A 15,557-nucleotide genomic window follows, 5' to 3' on the forward strand; every position below is an offset into this window, starting at 1 on the left:
CCTTTCAAATTTAAAACAACAAAAAAAGATGGAACAAATCAAAACGATTTGTTCCATCTTTTTATTTATCGATTAACTGAACCATAAGTAATGCTTTTCCAACAACATTACCTTCATGATGCACCTCTACATCGACCTTACCAAATTTACGTCCAATTTCTAATACTTTCGGATGAACAGATACAACATTATCAATTTGAACCGGCTTTACGAAATAAATCGTTAAGTTTTCAACAATTAAATCACTTTTCTTTTGCGCACGAATGACGCGATTTGTCGCTTCTGTCACAATTGTTGCAAATACACCGTACGATAACGTCCCGATTGAGTTCGTCATTTGCGGCGTCACCGAAAATTGATATAGATGCTCATTCTTCGCTTCTTTTGGTGTCATAAATTGATTCGTTACAATATCATCAATGGTTTCTCCAACTTGTGGCTGACGTTGAATCATTTGCAGTGCCTGAAGTACATCTTGACGGCTAATAATACCTTGCAGTTTGTTTCCTTCCTCAACGACAGGAAGTAATTCAATTCCTTCCCACACCATCATACGTGCCGCAGCTGCGACAGACATTTTACCGTTCACTGTAATTGGGTGTTTTGTCATTACTTTATCAATTGGTGTTTCTTTCGCTACTCCGATCATATCTTTTGAAGTTACGATTCCTAGTACTTTGTTACTTTCATCGACAATTGGATATCTTCCGTGCATTGTCTCTTCGTTATATGCATGCCATTGCTGTACTGTATCACTCGGCTTTAAATATAACGTTTCTTCAATTGGCGTTAAAATATCTTCAACGAGTACAATTTCTTTCTTAATAAGTTGGTCATAAATTGCACGATTAATTAACGTTGCGACCGTAAATGTATCGTAGCTACTTGAAATGATCGGCAGCTTTAATTCGTCTGCTAATTTCTTCACATGATCTTCCGTATCAAATCCGCCCGTAATTAATACAGCGGCTCCAGTTTCTAGCGCTAATTCATGTGCATTGGTACGGTTACCAATAATGAGTAAATTCCCAGCTTCTGTATAGCGCATCATCGCTTCTAATTTCATAGCTCCGATTACGAATTTATTTAATGTTTTATGTAGTCCTTCTCTGCCTCCAAGTACTTGACCGTCGACAATGTTAACGACTTCTGCATATGTCAGTTTTTCGATATTCTCTTTCTTCTTTTGTTCAATTCGAATTGTTCCGACACGTTCAATTGTACTAACATATCCTTTATTTTCTGCATCTTTAATTGCACGGTAAGCGGTCCCTTCACTTACACTCAAATCTTTCGCAATTTGTCTTACAGAAATTTTATGGCCTACTGGCAGGCTATTAATATGTTCTAAAATTTGGTTATGCTTGGTAGCCAAATGGTTTCACCATACTTTCTTTTCCCTAAATTCTTCATGTGTTGTACTTTTAGTATACTATATTTTCAAAACTGTTACACTCTCTCTTTGCATACCTGTACTATTTTTTTTATAACAAAATGACGCTTACATTCCACCAGTCATTCTATTACAACAATGTAATGCTATTGTCATCTCATTCGATAGTTCGCCTACTTAATTGCCTATACAATTAAGACAAGAAATAAAACAGAGGAGCGAACACATGATGAAAAAACTTTTAAAGGTTGTAGGTGCTGTATTTTTAGCTTTCGTAGATGGGAAAAAAGTTGCAATGGAATTGAATGAAACACCTGAACAACCACGTACCAAAAGAAAAGAATCACCAAAACAAATACAAGCATTAAAAGCTGGCCTACACACGTAAAAAACCCTTCACTTTTCTTTTCAAATGAAGGGTTTCTTTTCTATAGTGTAATACTTTCTCCAGCTTCTAATACTTTCCCTGTACAATTTTGTAGCTTTTCTACAAATTGATATGGATCTTGTTCAATAACTGGGAACGTATTGTAATGCATCGGTACAACAGTTTTCGCATTAATCCATTTTGCCGCTAGTACAGCATCTTCTGGTCCCATTGTGAAATTATCACCAATTGGTAAAAATGCTAGATCAACTTTATTTAATTCCCCAATTAACTTCATATCAGAGAATAGTGCAGTATCTCCTGCGTGGTATACAGTTTTCTCTTCTGCTGTAAATAAAATACCTGCTGGCATACCTGTATATGTAATCGTCTTATTTTCTTCATCAATATAACTAGAGCCGTGGAATGCTTGTGTAAACTTCACTTTTCCGAAGTCAAATTCATGTGAACCACCAATATGCATCGGGTGTGTATTTACACCTTGCCAACTTAAAAATGTTGCTAGTTCAAATGGCGCTACAACAACTGCATTATTTTTCTTCGCAAGTTCTACTGTATCTCCAACATGATCACCGTGTCCATGCGATAAAAGAATTGCATCCACTTTTACATCTTCAGTTTTTAAATCTGTTTTCGGATTACCTGTTAAAAACGGGTCAATTAAAATAACTTTTCCATTCGCCTCAATTTTCACAACTGAATGTCCATGATAAGATACTTTCATTATTACATTCCTCCCCTGTTCACATTCTCACTTTGTATTCTACATGATTTTTCAATTCCCTGTCTTTTCTAACATCTATTTACTTGTCATAACGCTTTCTTCCGAGTTAAAGTTATATTTGTAATTAAATATCTCGGGGGTGCCAATCGATGAATGCTAGATTAGAAAATTTAATGCAATGGCTAAAAGAAAAAAACGTAGAAGCTGCGTTCTTAACTTCTACACCAAACGTCTTCTACATGACAAACTTCCACTGTGAACCACACGAAAGATTACTTGGTATGTTTGTATTCCAAGAAAAAGAACCTATTTTAATTTGCCCTAAAATGGAAGAAGGTCAAGCACGTAACGCTGGCTGGGCACATGAAATTATCGGATTTACTGATACTGACAGACCATGGGATATGATTGCAAAAGCAATTAAAGACCGCGGCATCAATGCAAATGCAGTTGCAATTGAAAAAGAACATTTAAACGTAGAGCGCTACGAAGAATTAACGAAATTATTCCCAAATGCAGCTTTCAAATCAGCTGAGGAGAAAGTTCGCGAACTTCGTTTAATTAAAGATGAAAAAGAACTTTCTATTTTACGCGAAGCAGCTAAAATGGCGGACTATGCTGTTGAAGTTGGTGTAAATGCAATTAAAGAAGATCGTAGTGAACTAGAAGTATTAGCAATTATTGAACACGAATTAAAAACAAAAGGCATACATAAAATGTCATTTGATACGATGGTATTAGCAGGTGCGAACTCAGCTCTTCCACACGGTATTCCTGGCGCAAACAAAATGAAACGCGGTGATTTCGTACTATTTGATTTAGGCGTAATCATTGACGGTTATTGCTCTGATATTACACGTACAGTGGCATTCGGCGAGATTTCTGAAGAACAAACTCGTATTTACAACACTGTACTTGCTGGACAACTACAAGCAGTTGAAGCATGTAAACCAGGTGTTACACTTGGCGCAATCGACAACGCTGCTCGTTCTGTTATCGCAGATGCAGGTTACGGAGACTTCTTCCCACACCGACTTGGTCACGGACTTGGAATTAGCGTACACGAATATCCAGATGTAAAAGCTGGTAACGAGTCTCCATTAAAAGAAGGTATGGTCTTCACAATCGAACCTGGTATTTACGTACCAAACGTAGGTGGCGTTCGTATTGAAGATGATATTTACATCACAAAAGACGGATCAGAAATTTTAACGAAATTCCCGAAAGAGTTACAATTTTTAAAATAATAGAAAAAGGCAGCGGGAGTGCTGCCTTTTTCTATTTCCCTACTATTTCAAATTTCTCTACAATCATTTTTACTGGATAACTTTCAAGTATTTGAGAAAACCATACTTTTATTTTATCCCCTGTTTTTAACTGTTTATATGCGTCTTTGTCCTTAAAGCTCAAGACTATATGTGCTGGATGCTCTTTATTCATTTGTTGTTCTATATAATGTTGCAACTCTACTTTTGTTTCAACCGTTTTATCATCGGCAAAAAACATCGTGTCATTTCTTAATATGATATACCCTTCTTTAGGTACTTCTTTTACCGTTACTTGCTCTACTTGTTTTGTATCACACGCTGATAATACGACTAGAAATACACTTAAAAACATAACAATTTTCATATGCCTATTCATTTTTAACTCCTTACTCTAGGCTATTTCAAATTTAACACCATCTTCTCCTCATACTTATCATCCCATTTAATCACAACTTCTATAGGTTCATCTTTAGAGATAGGCGCGCAACTTACACAAGAAGACTTCATTTCAACCTTTGCTCCTCTATGAACTTCTGACGTTTGTGTCATTGTACTAAAGGCTCCATTAATAGCAATCTCTAAGTTTTTAAATTCTGTCTTTCCATCCCCGCCCTTATATTGAAACGTAAACATTCCATCTTCACTGTCATCCTTAATATGCCCTTTATATTGTCCAGTCCAACTTTTGCTCTCGCTAGAAAAAGTAAAATACCAAATCGAGCAGCTTCCTAAAAAGAAAATACAAATGAAAAAGAATAACGCTCTCTTCATCATGCCCCTCCATTCAAATGCACTTATTTATTGTCTATTTCTTCCTTCTATTATACTATTAAAATACAGAATTTTCTAAAATAGAGGGTTTATATGTTACAACAACAGTTAGAAGAAATTCGTAATAATAATTACATACTGGATAACACACTTAACATTGATTCTTTAAGTTCCAATATGCTTGAGCAAATTGGCGATACTGATAGCTATTTAAGGGACAAACTCATCTACTCTACTTTTTTTCATCTCATCAAGAAGGAATATCTTTCACACACACAATTACAGAAACTATTATTAGAAAGCATCGGTGAAAAATATTTATTGTATAAGATTCATTCAGATGATGAAGATGCGGTATTTACCCGAGCATTTACAACATTATTAATTGCCCTCATTATTGATGCTGATACAAATCATAATTTCTTATCACAGACTGATATTTCAAATGTAAAAGATCAACTAATTCTATATATGAACAACGAACATGATTTCCGGGGATATGTGCAAAAACACGGCTGGGCACATAGTATCGCTCATGCTTCTGATACATTTGAGGCGCTTGTGAATAGTCCTAAACTGGAAACTTTATATTACGAAGAAATATTACAAACTTTATTAAACAAAGTTTGTGTTCATTCCATCTATTACAAATATGAAGAAGATGAACGTATCGTTTATCCGATTGTCGCAATGCTACAAAATGGCTTAAAGGAAGAAGCACTCATATTAGCCCTTCGTGATTTAGTAGCTCAATTACCCGTTCAAAAACAAACATTACATATTGAATCATACGAGTTTCTATACGGAAATATAAAATCTTTCTTACGCAGCTTATTTTTCAGACTGCGCAAGCTTTCTATATGTGAAGAAACAGAATGCGAAATTGAAAAATTGCTACAAGAACTTCCAAAATATTATTAAAAAAAGAAGGCCACTCAAAAAGTGCCTTCTTCTATTTCACTAATATTTAATTGAAATTTCACGATCCAAACTGAGAAAAGGTGGACAAGAAGCGCAAACGCCATACATGCTCCGCTTAAAAAAGTTAGTATAGGATGCGAATACACGTGCCCCAATCCATAGGATACCGCCACGAAAAACATTGTTATGTAAATATAAATTGCTCCATGTATTTGCCTCATATAAACCTCCTTTTCCCATATTATAACATAAATTTTCTGATTATTCACATTAATCGCTTGTAATCAATATTTCTCAACTGTTACACCTCTTACAGCAGCCTTAATATATGGTGCTCCTTGTAAACTTTGTAAATCCTCTGTTTTGCCTGTTACGACTACACCGTATATTGGTAGGTCTTTGGGTTTGGTGTTTTTTATTTCTTTATAGTTTGTCCTAAAAGATTCTTAATATCCCTTTTATTTTCACTTAAAGATATCCAAATACAGCTGTTCTACATTTTTATCATAATAAAAAGCACATCTATTTTGATGCGCCCTTCACATATATTTTATTAACATATAAATCACTTTTTTGAAACAAAAACTCTCACTCATCTCTCTCCATACTATCGTTATGACTTAGTTTCCATAATAATTGAACGAGGATAAACCCCCAGCTTTTCATAAAACGATACAGCTTCATTTCCCTACACTACTGTTAATTCAATTTCATCTATCTTCTTCGCTTTAAACCATTCCACTGCACTATTCATTAATTTCAAACCAAATCCGTTTCTTCGGTATCTTTCATCAACGAATAAAACTTCAATCTTTCCGTTTACACTTTTGCTATACGCTATACAACATCCTAATATATTATCTGTTTCCGCCTCAACTAATAATTCAATTCTATACTCTCCATACTTTGAATTTTGTTTATAAATTTCAATACGTTCCTCAAATGTCATTCTTGGATAGTCACCAGAAAAATGCCTTGATGTATTATTATGATATTCATACAATTTATTTAAAGGTTCTCTTATTACTTCTATTTCATCGAGAGTGATATATTTATTACTAATTCTCATCCTACAGCATCTCCAATAATATATATTCCGACCAAAAAGATGACCCTTTTACGGTTATAAAATACCAATCTATTATTTCATCGCGTCCTTCACAACATCTTGAATCATAACGACTTCTGTTTTCATATCAACAGAAGGTGCTTCTTCATCAATACACTCATACCAAAATTCCAAGTGCTTTTTATCAATTTCATAATGAGAATTTTCGACAAGAGCCCCACCTTCTCCTTGCACAGAATACCAATATAAGTACTCTTCTCCATCTCTTATTTCCCGGAAAATTGTCTCAACGTACATCTTTTCGTCGTTTAATGTCAAAAGTACTTCTTTCATATTGTCATTCAGAAGCTGCATCCATTCATCTACACGATGACTTTTATCTTGTTTCACTTTAAATCTCGTTAACTCCACATTCATTTTTATTCCCCCGTTTTCTTACGTACAAACAATCTATATTCTATTGGATGATAAAAACTTAATTTACTAGCTAATTTTTGCGAAGGAATATTGTCTACATAACAATCCCAGCACGGTATAATATCATTTTGTATGCAATGTTCAATAAACCTTGCTGCAACAGCTTGGGCTAATCCTTTCCCTTGATATGCTTTATGCGTCACAATATCAATTTCAGCAAATCCGTTCCCACTAAATATTGAAACACATTCCGCTACAATCATTCCTTCTAGTTCTATACAAAATCCAAAACCACCGTTTAAAAACGTTTCTTTTGATCCCCAATATTCTTTGTAGTACTCCTCTGTAAATTCACTGCTTCGTTCTATATCTCTTCTATCAATACGCTTCACTTCATATGTATTTTTGTTACAATCTCGTTTTCTCTCTTCAAAGGTTACGCTTTGAAATTTCATTCGCGGAATGTTTCGAAGTACATGACTAAAACGTTCTTCTATCATCATTTCCCACTCGTTACTCGAAGAGAACAATGTAAATCTCTTCTCTGTTTTTTCAATAGCCTTTTTTATAAAAGAAAATAAATCTTCGTTATAATTTTGATCATCAGTATCACCAAATAAATAATAAATACCGTTAGCTGTACGAATTAGTCCTGCTGTTAATTTCTCGTTTGCAAAAACCTCACCATCTATCACTTGATCACATACCGCATAAGCAAACGTCGTCGTTTTTGTATGACTTTCTAAAATCGGAAGGATTTTTCTATACTCGGCTACGGATAATTTTTTCATAATTGCTCCACTTTAATCGTATCCGCCTCTATATGTTCAAAACAAAGATTTACAGTTCTCTTTAATGCTCTCGTTCTATGAATCTTACATGCTGGAATTAAGATTGAATCATTTGGCTTTAAAACCGCTGTTTCTCCATCTTCAAAATCAATAAGTAATTCTCCCTCTAACACAATAAATAATTCATCCGAATTAGAATGATAGTGCCAATCATATTCACCAGTAAATACAGCGATTCGTAAGCAATGACTGTTTATATTTGAAACGACGAAGTTTTTATGTTGATCTTTAATATCCTTTGTTAATTCTATTAAGTTCACAGTCTCCATCTTTCGTCCCATCCTTTCATTAGTCGTTCTTCTAAAAAACTAACTTAATCTCCACCACCTCCGCAATCTCCTCCACCATCACTTGAGCTACTACAGTCATTGCTACTGTAGTCACCGAATCCACTTGATGAGCTTGAAGCGTATGAAGATTTTTTGCTTCTTTTTCTATCTTTTTTACTTTCATGACTAGGCCATACTGTATCAAATAATATAAAGAATAAGACTAATTCTATTGCAACAAGGAGAAATTCTAAAATACTCTCAATAATATTAGGAGTTATCTCAAAACTGTAAAACACTCCAAATGAATACATACACAAAATTACATACAGAGCCATACAAATATACCGAAATATTTTCTCTATCGTAATGACTACTTTTTGTGAAAAAGGTATGTTCTGTTCCTTTTTGTTCTTTATATACCTTTGTCTCTTTGCCTGTTTTTTCTTCCTCTTTTTGCTCCCCATCGAATCCCCTCTTTTTATTATATAATTCTAAATTATCATAATAAAAATCGATTTACACCAATAAATAACAATTATTCACATGTTATTTCTCCATATAAAAAAGACCCTCCTCACGAAAAGGAAGGTCTCAAATGTATTTCTATTATGATAAAGCAGGAGCTTTTTCAAGAAGCTCTTTTGCATCAGCGTATTGTAAGCCGTGAGCTTCCGCAACTGCTTCGAATGTTACATAACCATCTAATGTGTTAATACCTTTTAATAATGCAGTGTTGCCTAAGCAAGCTTCTTTGTAGCCCTTGTTAGCAATTTGTACTGCATATGGTACTGTTACGTTTGTTAATGCAAGAGTTGACGTACGTGGAACTGCACCTGGCATATTAGCAACTGCATAATGAACAACGCCATGTTTTTCGTAAGTTGGGTTGTCATGAGTTGTAATACGATCAGTTGTTTCGAAAATACCACCTTGGTCAATCGCGATATCTACAACGACAGAACCTGGTTCCATTGATTGAATCATTTCTTCAGTTACAAGTTTTGGCGCTTTTGCACCTGGAATTAATACTGCTCCAATAACAAGGTCAGATTCTTTAACAGCTTCTGCAATGTTGTATGGATTAGACATTAATGTTTTTACTTGGTTACCGAAAATATCATCTAATTGACGAAGACGTTCTGCACTTAAGTCAATGATTGTTACATCTGCACCTAAACCTACTGCAATCTTAGCTGCGTTTGTACCAGCTTGACCACCGCCGATGATTGTTACTTTGCCGCGTTTTACCCCTGGAACGCCTGCAAGTAAAATACCTTTACCGCCTTTGTTTTTCTCAAGGAATTGTGCACCGATTTGTGCAGACATACGACCAGCCACTTCACTCATAGGTGCAAGTAATGGTAAAGAACGATTGTCTAATTGTACTGTTTCGTATGCGATTGATGCAACTTTGTTATCGATTAATGCTTTCGTTAATTCTGGTTCTGGAGCTAAGTGTAAGTATGTGAATAAGATTAAGCCTTCACGGAAATAGCCGTATTCACTTGCTACTGGCTCTTTTACCTTCATAACCATATCTTGATTCCATGCTTCTTCAGCAGTTTCTACAAGTTTCGCACCAGCTTGTACGTATTCTTCATCTGTAAAGCCAGATCCTAAACCTGCTCCTTTTTGAACAAAAACTTCGTGACCATTTTGTACTAAATGTACTGCTCCCGCTGGCGTCATTGCCACACGGTTTTCATTGTTTTTAATTTCTGTTGGAATACCGATACGCATGATTAGTTCCCCCTTGAGTTATGAAATGACCCCTGAATCATTTTTTAAAGCGCTTTCTACGCTCTTATATTTTAACATAATATCTCAATATTTGACAAAAAAATAACACGAGTTTTCCGATAGATTTAATTTTATATTAAAGGACAGTATTATCCGCACCTCTCAGCACAATGGATAAACTGTCCAATTATTCGAAACTTCATCTTATTTTATTCTATCGATGTCTATGAATAACATCCACTGCACCAGTCACTTCAATAATTGTACCGGTAATCATATCGGAATCGTCCTCACATAAAAACGAAATGGTTCTTGCAATATCTTCACCTGTTCCAGATCTACCAATCGGTGTGTTATGCTCTTTCAGCTGACGTGCTTCTTGAATAGTTGCCTCTTTCATATCGCCAATAATATCACCAGGACATACCATGTTCGCAGTGATACCATACTCCGCTTCTTCATAAGCAACTGTTTTCGTTAATGAAACAAGTCCTACTTTCGCTGCGGCAAAAGCTGAACGATAAATCCATCCCGGTGCACTATCCGCCCCTTGAAATCCGTAATTAATAATACGGCCAAAGTTCTGTTTTCTCATGACCGGAACGACAAGTTTTAATAAATGAAATACCGCTGTTAAATTTCCCTGAATCATTTCATTCCATTCATCTTCTTCATAATCAACTAACTTTTTTCGTTCAAATACATATGGACCAGCATTATTAATTAAAAAGTCAATTTTGCCAAAACGGCTCATCGCTTCTTCTACTATTTTATGTAAATCTTCCTTTTTCGTGACATCCGCTTGCACGAATTGTAGACGCTCTTCCACATCTTTATATGTTTCTTTCATCGTTTCCATAGCCGTGATATCGCTATGGTACGTTACTGTTACTGAATAGCCTTTAGCCAATAACTTTTCTGTTACTTGCTTTCCTAAACCTTTCGTACCGGCTGTAATGAGCGCATGTCTCACAAAACTGCCCCCTTTTAAATTGCTATACTTCATATGTAACAAGTTCTCGCTCCAATTACAACTAAAATGAATTGAAACAGAGTTTTCAAAATTCTGTAACGTTTCTGGCAAGCACGTTACCAAAATTTGTTTTATAATTAAGTTGTAAACAGTTATAAAACAGATTGGGAGGAATTTACTATGAATAATACATATACAAATATTTTAATCGCAGTGGATGGTTCTAAAGAAGCAGAAAAAGCCTTTAAAAAAGCAATTCAAGTCGCAAAGCGCAACAATGCAACATTAACAATTGCTCATATCGTTGATGTAAAAGCATACTCAGCAGTAGAAGCTTATAGCCGTGCAATTGCGGAACGTGCAAATCTATTTGCAGAAGACCTATTAGAAGACTACAAAAAAACTGCGCTTGAAGCTGGTCTTGAAAAAATTGAAACTGTATTAGAATTCGGTAATCCTAAATCAAAAATTTCAAAAGAAATCGCTCCAAACCATAAAGTAGATTTAATTATGTGTGGTGCGACTGGTTTAAATGCTGTTGAGCGTTTCCTAATTGGTAGCGTCTCTGAACATATTATTCGCTATGCGAAATGCGATGTCCTTGTTGTTCGTGGTGATGAAGAGCAAGGTGAGCTTTAATTTATAGATAAAACACCAAGTCCACATAGGCTTGGTGTTTTTCATTTTATAAACTTCACTATAAACAAAAGACATGCTACGACAACAACGGTAATTGCCAACACATAAGGCGGAAGAAACTTCAAAGACCATAATGCCATCATAATCGTCGCAACCGTTAAGTACGTTCGCCTTGCACCTTCTGTCATTTTTTTACGAAATAAGAAAACATACAAATAACCAATTGGCGGCGTAATAAAGCAAAGAACGTATATGATTTTTGATTTTAAATACCACTTTTGTTCTCCAAGTTTCTTTATATCCCCTTCTATTCTCTTATGCTCTTGTTCTTTCTCTTCTTCTACAAGCGGATTTTCCTCTTCTCCTCGCTTTTCTTTCATATAAGGAAGAAAGTGCATAAAAAAATAGTATGCGAATACGAATGCTCCAAATCCAATATTTACTCTTTCTAATGGAATATGTTCACTAAAAAAAGCAGCAGTAAGCACTAAAGACAAACAGTATGTCATCATCCAAAAGGAACGTTTTCTCTTTTTCCGTTCCATTTCTTTTTTGCCTTGTATATCTTTTCTTTTCGAAAGCCATATAGAAATAAAGCAATCTACTACAAATAGAGCAAAAATAAATATTGCAACGTGTACTGTTTCTAAATCCTCAAATGAAAAGATATTTGGGAATGCAACATGTAATACAATGAATGTGTACAAAATTAGCCCTATAAAATAAATACGTCTCATTTTCCATCCCTTTCTTATTTCCTAACATTACGTTAACATACATTTTTTAGAAATAGACGGACAAAATATATATGTGTAAAAAAGGAGGATGCTATATGGATGATTCTGAACGCATTATTTTAGATGTGAACGGCAAAGAAATTGAAATGCTAGATACGATTCGCACTCATTTTAAAGAGAAGCACGGCGTTGAACTAAGTAATGGTGCATTACTTCGTGATTTGATGGATATTGAGTATATTCGAATTACGGAAGATCGACATAAGTATGATTAAAAGAAAACGACTGCAGGCGAATGCCATCAGTCGTTTTCTTTCTTTATTTAAGCTCTTGATGTTTCCCGCCCATACCACCAGACTCATTGCTATCTTGGTGTACAGTTAGTTTATTTGTTTTCGCATCTTTTAAAACTCTATATGTATATGATTCATTTGGTTCATCTTTAAACTGTACATTCATACCATAAGAATCCATTTTGCTATAAAAGGACGGTTTTATATATAAAATATCACTTTCTTTATATCCTTTATCTTGTAAATGCCACATCGTTGCGATAACCGCTTCTTCTCGCTTTTCTTTTTCACCAACATACATATATTTGTCCAAAAGAAACACTTTAGCATTTGCAATTAAGCTAATTAACAGTACAATGATCAACACTATTTTTTTCATAGACTTCCCCTAAATTGTTATTTTTTACTACATTGTAACTTAAATGCTAGTAAAAAATAAAGTACGCCAGACTTTACTAGACTGGCGTACTTCCCAACTCAATTCTTAATAACTTCTTTCGTTAACCCCTTCGCCTTCTCCAAAGCGTTTTTGATTTGTTCAAACCCAGTCCCGCCAGCACTGTTACGACGCTTTACAGCTGCATATGGTGACAGCACTTCATACAAATCTTCTTCAAATAAGGAGCTCATTTCTTTATATGTTTCAAGAGAGACATCTAATAAATAAATTCCTTTTTGTGTGCAATATAGCACTAACTTTCCAACAATTTCATGAGCTTGACGGAATGGTAGTCCTTTGTTCGCTAAATAGTCAGCAATTTCTGTTGCGTTGGAGAAATCTTGCGTCACAGCTTGCCCCATTTTTTCTTTGTTTACAGTCATCGTTTCAAGCATGCCCGCCATAATATGAAGGCATCCTTCTACTGTTTTAACTGTATCAAACATTCCTTCTTTATCTTCTTGTAAGTCTTTATTGTAAGCGAGCGGTAATCCTTTCATTACTGTGAGTAAACTGAATAAATTACCGTATACTCTGCCTGTTTTACCACGGATTAGTTCCGCCATATCCGGGTTTTTCTTTTGCGGCATAATGCTGCTTCCCGTTGCATATTGATCGCTCATTTCAATAAATTGAAACTCTTGGCTACTCCATAAAATAAGTTCTTCGCAAAAGCGTGATAAGTGCATCATAAGCATAGAGGAGTTACTTAGGAACTCCAGTATGAAATCACGATCGCTTACTGCATCTAAACTATTTTCATAGATTCCATTAAATCCAAGAAGCTCCGCACTATACTCTCGGTCAATGGGGAATGTCGTTCCAGCTAACGCTCCTGCTCCTAATGGCGAAATGTTAATACGTTTTAACGAATCTTCATAACGATTCACATCACGCTCTAACATCCAAAAGTAAGCGAGAATATGATGAGCAAATGAAATCGGCTGGGCACGCTGCAAGTGCGTATAGCCCGGCATAATGGTTTCAATATTATTTTCTGCTTGTTGAACAAGAACAGTTTGCAATTGTTTTGTAGCTTTTATAATATGTTCTACCTTTTCTTTTAAATACAAATGCATATCTGTCGCTACTTGATCATTACGACTTCGGCCAGTGTGAAGTTTTCCTCCTACTTCGCCAATTTGTTCAATTAACATTTTTTCGATGTTTAAATGAATATCTTCTGCTTCTACTGAAAATTGTAGCTTATTCTCTTTTGCTTCTTTCAATAAATATTGAAGACCTATCTTTATTTTCTCTGCTTCTTCTTTCGTCACGATGCCCTGCTTTGCTAGCATCGTGACGTGCGCAATACTTCCTTTTATATCTTGATTTACTAATTGTTGATCGAAGGAGATGGATGCTCCGAACTCTTCAACCCATGCTTCCGCTTCTTCTGTAAAACGTCCGCCCCAAAGTTTGCTCACGCTTCCACCTTCTTTTGATTCACTTGGCTGTATACTTTCGTCGGTAAACCGAATAATGAAATGAATCCAACTGCTGCATCATGATTAAATTCATCTTGAGCAGTATATGTTGCTAATTTTTCATCGTATAAAGAGTATTCAGATTTACGTCCTTCTACAATCGCATGACCTTTAAATAATTTCACACGCACTGTACCTGTTACATTCTTTTGCGTTTCTTGTAAAAATGCATGAAGCGCTTGTTTTAAAGGTGAGAACCATAAACCATTATAAATAAGTTCTGTTATTTTCTGTTCAATCACTGGTTTAAAATGTGCTACTTCTTTTACGTGTGTTAAATCTTCCAACTCTTTATGCGCAGTGATTAACGTCATTGCTGCTGGGCATTCGTATACTTCACGAGATTTAATACCGACAAGACGATTTTCTACGTGATCAATACGTCCAACGCCGTGTTTTCCAGCAAGCGCATTTAACGTTTTAATTAATTCTGCAAGTGAATATGCAGTGCCATTTAAAGTAGTCGGTACGCCTGCTTCAAATCCGATTTCTACAAACTCTGGTTTATTCGGTGTATCTTCTAATGCCAATGTCATCTCATATGCATCTTCTGGCGGCGCTGCCCATGGATCTTCTAAAATTCCACATTCGTTGCTGCGTCCCCATAAGTTTTGATCGATTGAAAACGGGCTATCTAAATTAATCGGAATTGGTACATCGTTTTCTTTTGCATATGCAATTTCTTCTTCACGTGACCACTTCCATTCACGTACAGGTGCAATCACTTCTAAGTAAGGATTTAATGCTTGAATAGAAACTTCAAAACGAACTTGATCATTTCCTTTCCCTGTACATCCGTGTGCAACTGCAGTTGCGCCTTCTTGTTCTGCGATTTCTACTAATTTCTTCGCAATAAGCGGACGAGATAATGCAGAGACAAGAGGGTATTTCCCTTCGTATAATGTGTGTGCTTGCATCGCCATCAATGCATATTCGTTTGCAAATTCTTCTTGAACATCAATCATATATGATTTAATTGCACCTACTGAAAGTGCCTTTTCTTTTACAAATGCTAAGTCTTTACCTTCCCCTAAGTCTAAACAAAGCGCGATAATATCATAATTCTTCTCTTGTAACCATTTAATTGCAACGGAAGTATCAAGACCTCCGGAATATGCTAATACAACTTTTTTCTTCTCCATTTTGCATCCCCCTAAAGAATAAATATTCATTTT

At 35.4% G+C, this 15,557-nt stretch carries 20 protein-coding genes and 2 pseudogenes; 5 read left to right on the forward strand and 17 right to left on the reverse strand.

What is annotated here, in order from left to right:
- Window positions 1–61: 61 nt before the first annotated feature.
- Window positions 62–1,375 carry a CBS domain-containing protein gene (locus ACUN13_RS04420; RefSeq protein WP_000201572.1) on the reverse strand — a complete coding sequence of 438 codons (1,314 nt, stop codon included), beginning with the start codon at window positions 1,373–1,375 and terminating at the stop codon, window positions 62–64.
- A gap of 244 nt (window positions 1,376–1,619) precedes the next feature.
- On the opposite strand from ACUN13_RS04420, the gene ACUN13_RS04425 reads away from it, so the two are divergent.
- On the forward strand, window positions 1,620–1,781 hold the full coding sequence (locus ACUN13_RS04425; RefSeq protein WP_342761498.1) for a hypothetical protein: 162 nt from the start codon (window positions 1,620–1,622) through the stop codon (window positions 1,779–1,781).
- A gap of 40 nt (window positions 1,782–1,821) precedes the next feature.
- Here ACUN13_RS04425 and ACUN13_RS04430 read toward each other — a convergent pair whose 3' ends face one another.
- Window positions 1,822–2,505, reverse strand: a complete 684-nt coding sequence (locus ACUN13_RS04430; protein WP_000868927.1) for a metal-dependent hydrolase — start codon at window positions 2,503–2,505, stop codon at window positions 1,822–1,824.
- Window positions 2,506–2,654: 149 nt separating this feature from the next.
- Between ACUN13_RS04430 and pepQ the strand changes: the two genes are divergently transcribed.
- Window positions 2,655–3,752 (forward strand): Xaa-Pro dipeptidase, encoded by a 1,098-nt coding sequence (pepQ, locus tag ACUN13_RS04435; protein WP_445423683.1) that lies wholly within the window; start codon window positions 2,655–2,657, stop codon window positions 3,750–3,752.
- A 31-nt stretch (window positions 3,753–3,783) separates the two neighbouring features.
- On the opposite strand, the gene ACUN13_RS04440 is transcribed toward pepQ, so the two are convergent.
- Together ACUN13_RS04440 and ACUN13_RS04445 are read right to left on the reverse strand one after the other, a co-directional pair.
- Window positions 3,784–4,149: a DUF3221 domain-containing protein gene (locus tag ACUN13_RS04440; protein WP_445423684.1), complete on the reverse strand. Its 366-nt coding sequence runs from the start codon at window positions 4,147–4,149 to the stop codon at window positions 3,784–3,786.
- Between the two features lie 20 nt (window positions 4,150–4,169).
- Window positions 4,170–4,544 (reverse strand): hypothetical protein, encoded by a 375-nt coding sequence (locus ACUN13_RS04445; protein WP_140158235.1) that lies wholly within the window; start codon window positions 4,542–4,544, stop codon window positions 4,170–4,172.
- Between the two features lie 93 nt (window positions 4,545–4,637).
- Here ACUN13_RS04445 and ACUN13_RS04450 point away from each other — a divergent pair, with 93 nt between their 5' ends.
- Window positions 4,638–5,465 (forward strand): DUF2785 domain-containing protein, encoded by an 828-nt coding sequence (locus tag ACUN13_RS04450; RefSeq protein WP_000941475.1) that lies wholly within the window; start codon window positions 4,638–4,640, stop codon window positions 5,463–5,465.
- A 14-nt stretch (window positions 5,466–5,479) separates the two neighbouring features.
- Here ACUN13_RS04450 and ACUN13_RS04455 read toward each other — a convergent pair whose 3' ends face one another.
- The 9 genes and pseudogenes from ACUN13_RS04455 to ACUN13_RS04495 all read right to left on the reverse strand — a co-directional run bounded on the left by ACUN13_RS04455 (window position 5,480) and on the right by ACUN13_RS04495 (window position 10,820).
- Entirely contained in the window at window positions 5,480–5,686 is a 207-nt protein-coding gene (locus ACUN13_RS04455) for a hypothetical protein (RefSeq protein ID WP_001248908.1), read from the reverse strand.
- A gap of 63 nt (window positions 5,687–5,749) precedes the next feature.
- A pseudogene (locus tag ACUN13_RS04460) lies at window positions 5,750–5,940 on the reverse strand (anti sigma factor C-terminal domain-containing protein); the annotation flags it as partial.
- A gap of 138 nt (window positions 5,941–6,078) precedes the next feature.
- Window positions 6,079–6,534, reverse strand: a pseudogene (locus tag ACUN13_RS04465) (GNAT family N-acetyltransferase).
- A gap of 72 nt (window positions 6,535–6,606) precedes the next feature.
- Entirely contained in the window at window positions 6,607–6,951 is a 345-nt protein-coding gene (locus ACUN13_RS04470) for a DUF6176 family protein (protein ID WP_001100223.1), read from the reverse strand.
- A gap of 2 nt (window positions 6,952–6,953) precedes the next feature.
- Window positions 6,954–7,742: a GNAT family N-acetyltransferase gene (locus tag ACUN13_RS04475; protein WP_000736747.1), complete on the reverse strand. Its 789-nt coding sequence runs from the start codon at window positions 7,740–7,742 to the stop codon at window positions 6,954–6,956.
- Entirely contained in the window at window positions 7,739–8,071 is a 333-nt protein-coding gene (locus tag ACUN13_RS04480; protein WP_000450925.1) for a cupin domain-containing protein, read from the reverse strand. Before ACUN13_RS04480 ends, ACUN13_RS04475 begins: the two co-directional genes overlap by 4 nt.
- A 44-nt stretch (window positions 8,072–8,115) precedes the next feature.
- Window positions 8,116–8,538 (reverse strand): hypothetical protein, encoded by a 423-nt coding sequence (locus tag ACUN13_RS04485; RefSeq protein WP_205171924.1) that lies wholly within the window; start codon window positions 8,536–8,538, stop codon window positions 8,116–8,118.
- Between the two features lie 142 nt (window positions 8,539–8,680).
- The gene (ald, locus tag ACUN13_RS04490) at window positions 8,681–9,814 is read right to left on the reverse strand and encodes an alanine dehydrogenase (protein WP_001219403.1); all 1,134 of its coding nucleotides are present in this window, start codon (window positions 9,812–9,814) and stop codon (window positions 8,681–8,683) included.
- Window positions 9,815–10,028: 214 nt separating this feature from the next.
- Window positions 10,029–10,820, reverse strand: a complete 792-nt coding sequence (locus tag ACUN13_RS04495) for an SDR family oxidoreductase (protein ID WP_002024902.1) — start codon at window positions 10,818–10,820, stop codon at window positions 10,029–10,031.
- Between the two features lie 147 nt (window positions 10,821–10,967).
- On the opposite strand from ACUN13_RS04495, the gene ACUN13_RS04500 reads away from it, so the two are divergent.
- The gene (locus tag ACUN13_RS04500; RefSeq protein WP_001066673.1) at window positions 10,968–11,426 is read left to right on the forward strand and encodes a universal stress protein; all 459 of its coding nucleotides are present in this window, start codon (window positions 10,968–10,970) and stop codon (window positions 11,424–11,426) included.
- A gap of 41 nt (window positions 11,427–11,467) precedes the next feature.
- On the opposite strand, the gene ACUN13_RS04505 is transcribed toward ACUN13_RS04500, so the two are convergent.
- Window positions 11,468–12,163 (reverse strand): hypothetical protein, encoded by a 696-nt coding sequence (locus tag ACUN13_RS04505; protein ID WP_001252878.1) that lies wholly within the window; start codon window positions 12,161–12,163, stop codon window positions 11,468–11,470.
- Window positions 12,164–12,258: 95 nt separating this feature from the next.
- On the opposite strand from ACUN13_RS04505, the gene ACUN13_RS04510 reads away from it, so the two are divergent.
- Window positions 12,259–12,438, forward strand: a complete 180-nt coding sequence (locus tag ACUN13_RS04510) for a hypothetical protein (protein WP_000342760.1) — start codon at window positions 12,259–12,261, stop codon at window positions 12,436–12,438.
- Window positions 12,439–12,481: 43 nt separating this feature from the next.
- Here the strand turns inward: ACUN13_RS04510 and ACUN13_RS04515 are convergent, their stop codons facing one another.
- The 3 genes from ACUN13_RS04515 to ACUN13_RS04525 all read right to left on the reverse strand — a co-directional run bounded on the left by ACUN13_RS04515 (window position 12,482) and on the right by ACUN13_RS04525 (window position 15,524).
- Window positions 12,482–12,835, reverse strand: coding sequence for a DUF3139 domain-containing protein (locus ACUN13_RS04515; protein WP_445423685.1), 354 nt, complete (start codon window positions 12,833–12,835; stop codon window positions 12,482–12,484).
- A 98-nt stretch (window positions 12,836–12,933) separates the two neighbouring features.
- Entirely contained in the window at window positions 12,934–14,322 is a 1,389-nt protein-coding gene (gene argH, locus ACUN13_RS04520; RefSeq protein WP_000041246.1) for an argininosuccinate lyase, read from the reverse strand.
- Window positions 14,319–15,524, reverse strand: a complete 1,206-nt coding sequence (locus tag ACUN13_RS04525; protein ID WP_000412315.1) for an argininosuccinate synthase — start codon at window positions 15,522–15,524, stop codon at window positions 14,319–14,321. The genes argH and ACUN13_RS04525 overlap by 4 nt, the downstream gene beginning before the upstream one ends.
- Window positions 15,525–15,557 lie beyond the last annotated feature (33 nt).

The organism is Bacillus cereus group sp. Bce041, assembly GCF_052646455.1.

Excerpts from the sequence above, each read along its gene's own strand:
- ACUN13_RS04425 (WP_342761498.1), top strand. The coding sequence starts at position 1,620 with ATGATGAAAAAACTTTTAAAGGTTGTAGGTGCTGTATTTTTAGCTTTC.
- ACUN13_RS04430 (WP_000868927.1), bottom strand. The coding sequence starts at position 2,505 with ATGAAAGTATCTTATCATGGACATTCAGTTGTGAAAATTGAGGCGAAT.
- pepQ (WP_445423683.1), top strand. The coding sequence starts at position 2,655 with ATGAATGCTAGATTAGAAAATTTAATGCAATGGCTAAAAGAAAAAAAC.
- ACUN13_RS04440 (WP_445423684.1), bottom strand. The coding sequence starts at position 4,149 with ATGAATAGGCATATGAAAATTGTTATGTTTTTAAGTGTATTTCTAGTC.
- ACUN13_RS04445 (WP_140158235.1), bottom strand. The coding sequence starts at position 4,544 with ATGAAGAGAGCGTTATTCTTTTTCATTTGTATTTTCTTTTTAGGAAGC.
- ACUN13_RS04450 (WP_000941475.1), top strand. The coding sequence starts at position 4,638 with ATGTTACAACAACAGTTAGAAGAAATTCGTAATAATAATTACATACTG.
- ACUN13_RS04455 (WP_001248908.1), bottom strand. The coding sequence starts at position 5,686 with ATGAGGCAAATACATGGAGCAATTTATATTTACATAACAATGTTTTTC.
- ACUN13_RS04470 (WP_001100223.1), bottom strand. The coding sequence starts at position 6,951 with ATGAATGTGGAGTTAACGAGATTTAAAGTGAAACAAGATAAAAGTCAT.
- ACUN13_RS04475 (WP_000736747.1), bottom strand. The coding sequence starts at position 7,742 with ATGAAAAAATTATCCGTAGCCGAGTATAGAAAAATCCTTCCGATTTTA.
- ACUN13_RS04480 (WP_000450925.1), bottom strand. The coding sequence starts at position 8,071 with ATGGAGACTGTGAACTTAATAGAATTAACAAAGGATATTAAAGATCAA.
- ACUN13_RS04485 (WP_205171924.1), bottom strand. The coding sequence starts at position 8,538 with ATGGGGAGCAAAAAGAGGAAGAAAAAACAGGCAAAGAGACAAAGGTAT.
- ald (WP_001219403.1), bottom strand. The coding sequence starts at position 9,814 with ATGCGTATCGGTATTCCAACAGAAATTAAAAACAATGAAAACCGTGTG.
- ACUN13_RS04495 (WP_002024902.1), bottom strand. The coding sequence starts at position 10,820 with ATGAAGTATAGCAATTTAAAAGGGGGCAGTTTTGTGAGACATGCGCTC.
- ACUN13_RS04500 (WP_001066673.1), top strand. The coding sequence starts at position 10,968 with ATGAATAATACATATACAAATATTTTAATCGCAGTGGATGGTTCTAAA.
- ACUN13_RS04505 (WP_001252878.1), bottom strand. The coding sequence starts at position 12,163 with ATGAGACGTATTTATTTTATAGGGCTAATTTTGTACACATTCATTGTA.
- ACUN13_RS04510 (WP_000342760.1), top strand. The coding sequence starts at position 12,259 with ATGGATGATTCTGAACGCATTATTTTAGATGTGAACGGCAAAGAAATT.
- ACUN13_RS04515 (WP_445423685.1), bottom strand. The coding sequence starts at position 12,835 with ATGAAAAAAATAGTGTTGATCATTGTACTGTTAATTAGCTTAATTGCA.
- ACUN13_RS04525 (WP_000412315.1), bottom strand. The coding sequence starts at position 15,524 with ATGGAGAAGAAAAAAGTTGTATTAGCATATTCCGGAGGTCTTGATACT.